Below are 10,954 nucleotides of genomic sequence, written 5' to 3' on the forward strand. Positions count from 1 at the left end.
CAATGTATTTTTCTCCGAAGAAGACATTACAAGCGTATTACTGATTAAATTAGGCTTATAAATACAAACAGAACACAAAAACCAAAGCATTACCTTTAAAGGATTATCCAACATAAAATATTATAAAAATGATTAAACGATTTTATTGCTGCTTATTTTTTATCACAATCAGTCTCGTTTCACTTGCACAATCAAGTGAACATCCCGTTGATTTGGTAAATACATTGATGGGCACGGCCTCAAAGCCAAGTTTATCAGCTGGGAATACTTATCCTGCCATTGCCCTTCCTTGGGGAATGAATTTCTGGATGCCACAAACTGGTAAAATGGGCGATGGTTGGGCATATACCTATGATGCTGACAAAATTAGAGGGTTTAAACAGACACACCAGCCAAGTCCATGGATTAATGACTACGGTCAATTTGTAATTATGCCAACTACAGGCAAGCGTGTCTTCAAAGAAGATGACCGTGCAAGCTGGTTTTCACATAAAGCAGAAGTAGCGAAGCCACATTATTACAGTGTTTATTTAGCTGACCATGACATAACAACCGAAATTACACCTACGGAAAGAGCAGCTGTACTTCGTTTTACATTTCCCAAAACCGACAAAGCACATATCATAATCGATGCTTTAGATAAAGGCTCATACATCAAAATCATTCCAAGCGAAAGAAAAATCATTGGCTATACTACCAAAAACAGTGGGGGTGTTCCCGATAATTTCAAGAATTACTTTGTGATTATCTTCGATAAAGCTTTTGCTAATACAAGTACTTGGAACGGTAAAGAATTGATTGATAATACGTTAGAAATCAAAGAAAACCATGTAGGTGCTGTGATTGATTTTGCTACCGAAAAAGGTGAAAAAGTTCAGGCAAAAGTGGCTTCGTCCTTCATCAGTTTTGAACAAGCAGAAATCAATTTAAAAGAAGTAGGAAAAGACAATTTTGAACAAGTAAAAAGCAAAGGTGAGAAAATCTGGAATGCATCCTTGAACAGATTAAAAGTAGAAGGCGGTACTGACCAACAAACACGTACTTTTTACTCTTGTTTATACCGCACAATGTTGTTTCCAAGGAAATTCTATGAACTAGATGCTCAAGGGAAAGTAGTTCATTATAGCCCATACAATGGCAAAACATTGCCAGGCTATATGTTTACTGACAATGGATTTTGGGATACTTTTAGAGCCGTTTTCCCTTTCTTCAATTTGATGTTCCCTTCATTGAATGCACAAATTATGGAAGGCTTGGCAAATACTTATGACGAGAGCGGTTTCTTGCCTGAGTGGGCTAGTCCGGGGCATCGTGATTGTATGGTAGGTTCTAACTCGGCTTCTATCATTGCCGATGCATACTTGAAAGGTGGGCGAGGGTTTGATATTAATAAGCTGTATGAAGCCTTATTGAAAAATAGTGAAAACGAAGGCCCGATGAGTTCCGTTGGACGATTAGGCGTAAAGTATTACAACCAATTAGGCTATGTACCCTATGATGTAAAAATCAACGAAAATGCAGCCAGAACGTTGGAATATGCCTATGACGATTTCTGTATTTATCAGTTAGCAAAAGCCTTGAAACGTCCACAAGCTGAAATAGACCGCTTTGCAAAACGTTCGCAGAATTATAGAAACTTATTCGACCCTAGTACAAAATTGATGCGCGGTAAAAATCAGGATGGCACTTTCCAAAGTCCATTCAATCCTTTTAAATGGGGAGATGCTTTTACAGAAGGAAATAGCTGGCATTATACATGGAGCGTTTTTCATGACATCAATGGTCTTTCTAATTTAATGGGTGGTAGCAAAGGTTTTAGCAAAATGTTGGATTCTGTCTTTGTGGTTCCTCCTGTTTTTGATGATTCATATTATGGATTTGTGATTCATGAAATCCGTGAAATGCAAATTATGAATATGGGGAATTATGCCCATGGAAACCAGCCTATTCAACACATGATATACTTGTATAATTATGCAGGACAACCATGGAAGACCCAGTATTGGATTAGAGAAGTAATGAATAAAATGTATCAGCCTACGCCAGATGGTTACTGTGGTGACGAAGATAATGGACAAACTTCTGCTTGGTACGTATTCTCTTCTTTAGGTTTTTATCCTGTGGCTCCTGCTACGGATCAATACGTTTTGGGGACTCCGCTATTCAAAAAGGTAACTTTATCGCTTGAAAGTGGCAAGAAGATTACTATCAATGCTCCTGAAAACAATACACAAAATAAGTATATACAAACCCTTAAATTCAACGGTTTACCGTATACTAAAAACTGGTTGAGTCACCAGAAGTTAATGCAAGGTGCTACGATTGATTTTAAGATGTCTGCTTCTCCTAACAAAGCACGAGGCACAAATATGGTAGATTTCCCTTATTCGTTTTCTAAATAATCATCAAAATAGCCCGAACAACTAACGTTAATTCGGGCTATTTTTTTAGAAATACTTAATCGTCAAATCTATTAGCTTCTGCTTAAAATCAGTATAAGGAGGCATTAGTAAATCTAACGCAATAAAAGGCGACCATTGTTTCATAATTGCCCTTTGGTTAGAAAATGCTAGGAAACCATAATGCCCATGCCCCTTTCCAATGCCACTATTATTTGAACCTCCAAAAGGTAATTCGTTATTAAAAAAGTGTAAGGTATTATGATTAATTACCGTCCCTCCTGCTCTTGTCTGGCTAATTATGCTGTTTATTGAGCCTTTATTCTTACTAAAAATATACAAAGCCAAGGGCTTTTCGTGTTGTTGAATATGCTGAATAGCTTCGCCTAGTTCCTTAAAAGTAATTAAAGGAAGGATTGGCCCAAAAATTTCTTCTTGCATCACCTTGCTGTCTTTACTGACGTTTGATAGTAGTGTGGGAGCGATAAACGCTTGGCTTTCATCTGTTTCCCCACCCATTTCTATCACTGCTCCTGTTGCTTTAGCCTCTTCTATATAACTCCTCAAGCGATTAAAATGCCCTTTATTTACAATTCGATTATAATCTTTTGACTCTTCAGGGTTTTTCCCATAAAAAGCCAAGACCTGCTCTTTGAATAGTTTTACAAAATCATCCTTTATGCTTTCTTGGATGTATAAATAATCTGGGGCGATGCATACTTGTCCATTATTCAAATATTTTGCCCACGCTATTCTACTAGCAGCTTTGACCAAATCAGCGGATTCATCTACAATGACAGGCGTTTTACCTCCCAATTCTAACGTAACAGAGCATAAATTTTCAGCCGCTGCTGCCATAACTTTCTTTCCTAAAGCAGGGCTTCCCGTAAAGAAAATATGGTTGAAAGGCAATTTGGTGATATATGTTGCTACTTCGGCATTTCCTTCAAATATTGCTACTTCGTTTTCAGGAAATACTTCTGTTATTATTTTTTTCATTAAAGCCGCCGAATGAGGAGTATGCTCAGAAGGCTTTATGATGACACAGTTTCCAGCAGCAATGGCAGAAACCAATGGTCCAAACGTTAAATTAAACGGGAAATTCCAAGGAGAAACAATTAGTACAACACCCTTTGGTTCATAGTGAATATAAGATGAAGTGCCTAACAGAGAAATTGGGCTTGGCACAGCCTTCGGCTTCATCCAATGCTTTAGGTGTTTGATTGTATGGTTTAGCTCATTAATAATCGTGTATATTTCCGTTAAATCTACTTCAGCAGGCGCTTTTCTGAAATCATCAAACATTGCTTTTTGAATCTCTGCTCGATATTGAAGAATCGTTTTAAGCAATTTTTTTAATTTAGTTTTTCTTTCTAATGCATTTGTATGACCAATATTATATTGGTTCTCTATTTGCTTACTAAAAATAGCATCAATTGCATCAGTCCATTCCTTATTATCCATCATCAATAAATGATTAGCAAACACCAACAAAATTAGATTAAATTAGAATTATCCTTAAATTAGAATAAATAATAAGGATTTATTCTAAACATATCAGCCACCAAAGATGAGGGAGACATCTATGTTGCTACTAAAAAAAGTATAAATGAAATTTGTTTATTGTAAAATAGCAATATTTTGTCAATATATTTATATTTAAGGTTTGCATAAATGTGGATAGCAGTATTCTTTATGTGAGTGCAAAATTTCTATTGTACAAAGTCGCCCTTGAATATAGTTTAGGTTGTTTAAAAGCATAAAAACATTTGTTTGGCAAGGTAATTGATTGTAACTTTAAGAGAGGATATTAAAAAAATAACATTTTTAATATTAATCTATTGCTGCATCTTTTTTTATAATATTTATTTTATACTATTGATTACTATTGTATAAAAAAAGTAATACAAAAAGGCTTTTCATTACATCAGTTAATGGAAGTGTTTCTTAAGTAACCATATTTTTATTGTTTCCACAATAGACCTAAAAAATTCAATAACTAAAAATAATGAGCAACAGTAAATTGAAACTTCTAATAGTTGATGATGAAGCAAGTACTAGAAAAGTATTAGAACATTTCTTGAACAAAGAGTTTGATGTAACAGTTAAAAACGATGGAATGGAAGGAATGAATTGGTTAGATGCAGGAAACGATACAGACTTTATCATTGCTGACCTTAACATGCCAAACTTGGATGGTAAAGAGTTTGTAAAAGTAGTACGTGCAAGTAATTTATTCAGTAACCTACCAATCATTATTCTTTCTGGTACTGACGAAAGTAAAGAAAGAATAGAATGCTTGAACTTAGGGGCTGACGATTTTATGCTAAAACCATTCAATCCGATGGAAGTACATGCCAAAATAAAAGCTATTTTACGTAGAGTAAAATAGACACCACCATTAACCATTTATTTTATAAAACATATTAAGAGGTTTACTCATTATTTGTTACCTTAATGCTTATGAGGTCAAAGTTTATCGTGTATGTCTTGAGATAGAATTATTAAAATCACTAAAATATGAGTAGTATCCCACAGACTATATCATCACCAAAGGATGATTTTCCTATTAAAGTAATTTTGGTTGAAAATGAAGATTTTGTAGTGGTCAATTTTTTGAAAAAATTTGGACAAAAACTTCACATAAAGGTTATTAGTAACTTAGACGAATGTCTGGAGTTTGTGAAAAATACCTATCCTCCTGATGCCATTATTATTGCTAGAAATCTAGGCGGAATCAAATTTTTAGAAACAATCAGGAAAGATAACTGGACAAAAAATTTGCCTGTTATCCTTACCAGCGACCATGTAACGCCTGGCCTGATTAAAGAAATCATTGAGAAACAAGGAGATGATATCTATCCTAAAGATTTCAGTTCTGGTGATTTAGTTACTCGATTAGAATACTTCATCAAACGTCGTCATTATGTTGCCAGTCAACAAACAAAATCAAATATTTTAGAGGTAAAAATTCCATTCTGGAAACGCTTTATTGATGTTTCTACTACTGGTTTTGCTTTGTTATTGCTGTCTCCACTGCTTATTATTATTTCTATCCTAATCAAATTAGATTCTAAAGGCCCTATCGTCTATAAATCTAAACGTGTGGGTGCGGGCTACAAGATTTTTGAAATTTATAAGTTCAGAACGATGCGTACTGATGCTGACCAGTTAATCAAAAACATGGAATCGCTGAATATGTACACCAAAGGAGCAACCGAAGCCAAAACAGATGGGCTTTGTGATGAGTGTGCACTAATTGGTTCTTGTCAGCAACGATTATATCTTGATGGTGAAGAAACTTGTGAAAAGGTTTACTTGAATAAGAAAAAAGAAAAAGTAGCTTTCATGAAATTTCAGAACGACCCAAGAATTACAAAACTAGGGCGTTTCTTAAGAAATAGTAGTATCGATGAGCTACCTCAATTGTTTAATATCTTCTTGGGAGATATGTCTCTGATTGGAAATAGACCTTTGCCACTATACGAAGCTGAAAAATTAACAACAGACGATTATATTGAACGCTTTGCTGGTCCAGGTGGACTTACTGGCCTTTGGCAAGTAACCAAAAGAGGAAAAGGCAAAAAAGATATGACCGAACAAGAAAGAATAGAATTGGATATTGAGTATGCTCGTAACTTTTCTTTCAAGTATGATTTAAAAATCTTTTTTATGACATTCCCTGCCCTCTTACAATCTGAGAATGTATAAAAACCCAACCCAGAAAAACTGCTCAGCCCTGTGGTATTAATTTAATTAATACCTCTCAAAATATTAAACTATGAAACTCATACTTGAACTATGTTTCTGGATTTGTATAGGGCTAGTAGCCTATACTTATGTTGGCTACGGTATAGTTGCTTGGATTTTTGTAAAAATCAGAAAAATATTCGGTCTTACTTTTAAAAAGTATAACGACCCTACCTTTCTTCCAGAAGTCACTTTAGTGGTACCTGCTTACAATGAGATGTCGTGCATTGAAGCCAAGGTTATTAATACATTTGGGCTCGATTATCCTTCGGATAAATTCGAAGTTCTTTTCGTCACAGAAGGCTCAAATGATGGAACGTCAGAATACATAGCATCTCTTCAATCAGAATATAGTAATCTAAGAATGATTGCAGGCGATACCCGTAGAGGTAAAATTGAAGCCATGAATATGGCTATGAAAACCATCAATACCCCTATTGTTATTTTTACAGACGCTAACACAACCCTCAATTACGCTGTTATTAAAAATATCGTAAGGCACTTCCAAGACCCCGTAGTCGGGGCAGTTGCAGGTGAAAAACGTATTCAAACAGAAGGATCAGAAGCCGCTGCTGGAGCTGGCGAAGGGTTATACTGGAAGTATGAATCCTTTCTGAAAAAATTAGATACAGAGCTTTATTCTGTCGTAGGTGCAGCAGGTGAATTATTTGCTGTAAGAACCAATCTATTTGAACATGTTGAAAAAGATACACTGCTAGATGACTTTATAATTTCTTTACGAATTGCTGCCAATGGTTTCAGGGTAATTTATGAACCAGATGCTTATGCCAGTGAACGCCCTTCGTTCTCTATTCAAGATGAAATGAAGCGGAAAATCAGGATTTCAGCAGGAGGTTTTCAGGCAATAGCCCGTTTGGGTTTCCTTTGGAATATCTTCCGCTATGGCTTACTTTCGTTTCAATATGTTTCACACCGTGCTATGCGTTGGGCAGTGGCTCCATTTTGCCTTCCTCTTTTGGTATTAATCAATTTTATCCTACTTTTTACAGGTTCCGAATTATTAGATAATTTTATATATCAGCTTTTGATGCTTGCTCAAATTGCCTTTTACATTTTAGCATTACTTGGATATTACCTTGAAAACAAGAAGATTAGGGTAAAAATACTTTTTGTACCCTTCTATTTTTCTTTCATGAATTATTGCGCCATCCGAGGATACTTTAGATACAAGAATGGATTAACTTCAGGTATCTGGGAAAAAGTAAAAAGAGCAGAATAATTGTTGCCTTTAAAAAGATTTGTTATTCCATAAATTGAAAAAACTATGATTAATTTTTCGTTACCAACTTGGGTAGAGCAAATATTAAGCAAACCATTACTCATTAGTAAATATACCGCTAGTGAAGTTGAAGAGCTAAAGAAAAAATTATCTATATTTTCTAACGAAAACCCCATTGTTAGTGTAGTAATCCCTGCATGGAACGAAGAAGAAAGTATCTTACATACCTTAATTTCGCTGGCAAATACTAATACAAAATATCCTGTTGAGTTAATCGTAATTGATAATAATTCAACCGATGGCACAGCCAATCTTTTAAATACAATTGGTGTAAAAAACTTTTTGGAGACTAAACAAGGCGTAGGTCATGCTAGAACTTGTGGTTTGCACAAAGCAAAAGGCACTTATGTGTTAACCTGCGATAGTGATACATTATATCCAGCAGGTTGGATTACAGCCATGACTGATGCACTAGTAAAAGGACAAGACAAACCTGTTCCTGTATATTGCGTACATGGTAGTTATTCATTTCTTCCTTCTCCTTCTACCCCACGTTGGCAATATGCTTTCTATGAAATGCTGAGCAGTTTTGTGATTAAACAAAAAGAACGTACACAACCGTTTCTGAATGTATTAGGATATAATTCTGGCTTTATTAGACAAAAAGGTATCGACATAAACGGCTATGATATTGAAGTACAAAGAACTTTCAGAGGAGTGGCTTTTGATGATGCAGGTCATGCTACAGAAGACGGAATGATGGCATTACGTTTGCAAGAAGCAGGAGGAAAAATTGAGGCGGTAGATAGCGATGATGCAAAAGTTTGGACAAGTGATAGACGAATACAAATAGATGGTGGTTTAAAAAAGGCACTTATATTTAGAATCAAAAAACATCTTTTCAAAAAATAATTCTTCTTATGTCTATTATTCAAACCATCAAATCAAATCCTGCCTTAAAGAAATTTGTGCATTGGTGTTTAATTCCAAAGTATCAGGCACGACCGCGACTTTGGGTAAAATGGTTTATTAATCCTTTCTTTCATAAAAAAGGGAAGGGTTCCGTAATATGCAGAAGAACAAGAGTGGATGTTTTGCCTTTTCAGCCTTTTACACTGGGCAATTTTAGCACAGTAGAAGACTTTGCTACCATTAATAATGGCGTAGGGGCTGTTCATATTGGTAATAATTCAAGAGTCGGTATTGGCAATGTAATCATTGGTCCTGTAACAGTGGGTAATAACGTTATTTTTGCACAAAATATCGTAATGAGCGGTCTTAATCATGTGTATACCGATGTTACCCTTCCTATTGATTTACAGCCAGTTACAACAGCTCAAATCACTATCGAAGATGATTGTTGGATTGGTGCCAATGCGGTGATTACTGCGGGTGTAACTATCGGGAAACATAGTGTAATTGCGGGCGGAGCTGTTGTTACTAAAAGTATTCCTCCTTTTAGCGTTGCTGTTGGCAACCCTGCTAAAGTAATTAAACAATACAATGCTACATCAGGGCAATGGGAAAAAGTAAGCTGAAAACGAATAAAAGAGATGGCAAATCATCAACCAAAAGTTTCTATAATTACCATAAATTTTAACAGTACTGATGTTACTGCTGCGCTATTACGCTCGTTAGAAAAAATAACTTATCCTTCTATTGAAGTAATTGTCGTTGATAACAGTACCAAAGATTTTGGCTATCAACTTCCAATAGATTTTCCTTGGATTACCTATCTTGAACCTGGAGAAAACCTTGGTTTTGCTGGTGGAAATAACAAAGGACTAAGAATAGCAACAGGAGAATATTATTTGCTCTTAAACAATGATACAGAAGTAGATGCAGGTTTTCTTGAGCCACTTATCGCACGCTTTCAGACAGATGCTAATATTGGCGTAGTGTGTCCTAAAATTTTATATTTTGACGAACCAGACGTTATACAATTTGCAGGATATACGCCTATTAATCCTATCTCAGGACGAGGCTTTGGCATTGGTTATTTAGAAAAAGATACAGGTCAGCACGATAAGGCAATGGCTACATCACGTGCGCACGGAGCAGCAATGATTTTCTCAAAAGTTGCTTTTGAAAAAGTAGGACTCATGGCAGAATTATTCTTTTTGTATTATGAAGAAATGGATTATTGCGAAAGATTCAAAAGAGCAGGTTATACAATTTGGTACGAGCCAAGCAGTAAAGTCTGGCATAAGGAGTCTATGAGTACGGGCAAAGGTTCAACCCTTAAAACGTATTATTATAGTCGGAATCGCTTACTTTATTTACGAAGAAATACTTTTGGGTATCAAAAGATACTGATGTATATATATTATACTGCTATTGCTCTTCCAAAAAATCTATTAGGATACTTAGTAAAACGAGATTGGCCTCATTTAAAAGCTTTTTGGCAAGGATTTATCTGGAATTTTAGTAATTCTTCGAAGGATGAACATGACTTGAAGACTTGAGGATGTTGGACTAAAGGACTCCATGACTTAAAGACTGTAGGTTTTACTCTTACAGTTTTTAAGTCTTTTTTACAAAACCTTCCTATTAGCGGATGACTTAAGTCCTACTGATTACCCACATCTTTTAAAAAAGTTGAAATAAAGATGCGATTATTGATAAAATTGGTTTAAATGGGCTTAAATCGCCTTTCAAACTGAGCTTTGGTCGCCTCATGTCACAGCCTGACTACTTGAATCATTTATTCCTAGCGAGGGACTTAAGTCCCTCGCTAGGAATAAAAACCTTGATTATCAGCTATTTTTATACTTTTGGGTAATCGATAGGACTTAAGTCAGCCCGCTAATAGAAATAGTAAAGCCACATCTTACTTGTTTAAGAAATGGCTTTACTATTTGTTCTCTCAAAAGGGCATATGCAATATGCCCCTACATGTACTTACCTAGTCTTGTGTCTTTTATCTTGTGTCTTATAGTCTTTTAATCCTTTAGTCTTCAAGTCCTGCAGTTCTTAAAAACGAGAAGAGCCACCATTTCTGGTAGCTCTTTTCTAATATTTTTGGGGTTTATTTACTTTCCCGCATGTGATTGCAGTATCATCAACGGAACTGGGCTTAACTTCTCTGTTCGAGATGGGAAGAGGTGAACACCAGTCCTATCAACCCCATAAATTCTTTGAGCTATTAAGCTCTATTTCTTTATGAGTAATTCATATAATATTGTGAAAGATGTTGAAGAGTAAGAACTATAAAGATTATATATCATACGGTTGTATTAATAAAGCTGTTGGGTAATTAGTATTGCTCGACTTTGGTATTTCTACCTTTACATCTGCAACCTATCAAGGTCGTCATCTACGACCGCCCTTATATGGATTACTCATCTTCAGGTCAGTTTCGCACTTAGATGCTTTCAGCGCTTATCTGGTCCCGACGTAGCTACTCAGCTATGCTCTTGGCAGAACAACTGATACACCAGCGGTCAGTCCAACTCGGTCCTCTCGTACTAAAGTCAGAACCTGTCAATAATCCTACGCCCACAACAGATAGGGACCGAACTGTCTCACGACGTTCTGAACCCAGCTCGCGTGCCACTTTAATCGG

The 10,954-nt window shown here is 35.8% G+C and carries 8 protein-coding genes and 2 rRNA genes (1 of these 10 running past the window's edge); 7 read left to right on the top strand and 3 right to left on the bottom strand.

The window, feature by feature from the left end; genetic code table 11:
• Positions 1 to 128: 128 nt before the first annotated feature.
• Positions 129 to 2,402 (top strand): GH92 family glycosyl hydrolase, encoded by a 2,274-nt coding sequence (locus tag AC1RNE_RS22430; protein ID WP_492804351.1) that lies wholly within the window; start codon positions 129 to 131, stop codon positions 2,400 to 2,402.
• A gap of 45 nt (positions 2,403 to 2,447) precedes the next feature.
• On the opposite strand, the gene AC1RNE_RS22435 is transcribed toward AC1RNE_RS22430, so the two are convergent.
• Positions 2,448 to 3,866, bottom strand: coding sequence for an aldehyde dehydrogenase family protein (locus AC1RNE_RS22435; protein WP_492804353.1), 1,419 nt, complete (start codon positions 3,864 to 3,866; stop codon positions 2,448 to 2,450).
• A 541-nt stretch (positions 3,867 to 4,407) separates the two neighbouring features.
• Between AC1RNE_RS22435 and AC1RNE_RS22440 the strand changes: the two genes are divergently transcribed.
• The 6 genes from AC1RNE_RS22440 to AC1RNE_RS22465 all read left to right on the top strand — a co-directional run bounded on the left by AC1RNE_RS22440 (position 4,408) and on the right by AC1RNE_RS22465 (position 9,854).
• Positions 4,408 to 4,791 (top strand): response regulator transcription factor, encoded by a 384-nt coding sequence (locus tag AC1RNE_RS22440; protein ID WP_492804354.1) that lies wholly within the window; start codon positions 4,408 to 4,410, stop codon positions 4,789 to 4,791.
• Positions 4,792 to 4,919: 128 nt separating this feature from the next.
• Entirely contained in the window at positions 4,920 to 6,110 is a 1,191-nt protein-coding gene (locus AC1RNE_RS22445; RefSeq protein ID WP_492804356.1) for a sugar transferase, read from the top strand.
• Between the two features lie 70 nt (positions 6,111 to 6,180).
• The gene (locus AC1RNE_RS22450) at positions 6,181 to 7,389 is read left to right on the top strand and encodes a glycosyltransferase family 2 protein (RefSeq protein ID WP_492804358.1); all 1,209 of its coding nucleotides are present in this window, start codon (positions 6,181 to 6,183) and stop codon (positions 7,387 to 7,389) included.
• Positions 7,390 to 7,434: 45 nt separating this feature from the next.
• A complete protein-coding gene (locus tag AC1RNE_RS22455) occupies positions 7,435 to 8,301 on the top strand; it encodes a glycosyltransferase family 2 protein (protein WP_492804360.1) in 867 nt (288 codons plus the stop codon).
• Between the two features lie 8 nt (positions 8,302 to 8,309).
• The gene (locus tag AC1RNE_RS22460; protein ID WP_492804362.1) at positions 8,310 to 8,927 is read left to right on the top strand and encodes an acyltransferase; all 618 of its coding nucleotides are present in this window, start codon (positions 8,310 to 8,312) and stop codon (positions 8,925 to 8,927) included.
• A gap of 15 nt (positions 8,928 to 8,942) precedes the next feature.
• Positions 8,943 to 9,854 carry a glycosyltransferase family 2 protein gene (locus AC1RNE_RS22465; protein ID WP_492804364.1) on the top strand — a complete coding sequence of 304 codons (912 nt, stop codon included), beginning with the start codon at positions 8,943 to 8,945 and terminating at the stop codon, positions 9,852 to 9,854.
• Positions 9,855 to 10,408: 554 nt separating this feature from the next.
• Here AC1RNE_RS22465 and rrf read toward each other — a convergent pair.
• Both rrf and AC1RNE_RS22475 read right to left on the bottom strand, forming a co-directional pair.
• Positions 10,409 to 10,520 (bottom strand): 5S ribosomal RNA (gene rrf, locus AC1RNE_RS22470).
• 105 nt (positions 10,521 to 10,625) lie between these two features.
• Positions 10,626 to 10,954 (bottom strand): 23S ribosomal RNA (locus AC1RNE_RS22475) (it continues 2,498 nt past the right edge of the window).

The organism is Arcicella sp. GW822-FHT02H01, assembly GCF_058802005.1.

What these genes read in the sequence shown, in the direction of transcription:
- AC1RNE_RS22430 (WP_492804351.1), top strand. Translation starts at nt 129, where the DNA reads ATGATTAAACGATTTTATTGCTGCTTATTTTTTATCACAATCAGTCTC.
- AC1RNE_RS22435 (WP_492804353.1), bottom strand. Translation starts at nt 3,866, where the DNA reads ATGATGGATAATAAGGAATGGACTGATGCAATTGATGCTATTTTTAGT.
- AC1RNE_RS22440 (WP_492804354.1), top strand. Translation starts at nt 4,408, where the DNA reads ATGAGCAACAGTAAATTGAAACTTCTAATAGTTGATGATGAAGCAAGT.
- AC1RNE_RS22445 (WP_492804356.1), top strand. Translation starts at nt 4,920, where the DNA reads ATGAGTAGTATCCCACAGACTATATCATCACCAAAGGATGATTTTCCT.
- AC1RNE_RS22450 (WP_492804358.1), top strand. Translation starts at nt 6,181, where the DNA reads ATGAAACTCATACTTGAACTATGTTTCTGGATTTGTATAGGGCTAGTA.
- AC1RNE_RS22455 (WP_492804360.1), top strand. Translation starts at nt 7,435, where the DNA reads ATGATTAATTTTTCGTTACCAACTTGGGTAGAGCAAATATTAAGCAAA.
- AC1RNE_RS22460 (WP_492804362.1), top strand. Translation starts at nt 8,310, where the DNA reads ATGTCTATTATTCAAACCATCAAATCAAATCCTGCCTTAAAGAAATTT.
- AC1RNE_RS22465 (WP_492804364.1), top strand. Translation starts at nt 8,943, where the DNA reads ATGGCAAATCATCAACCAAAAGTTTCTATAATTACCATAAATTTTAAC.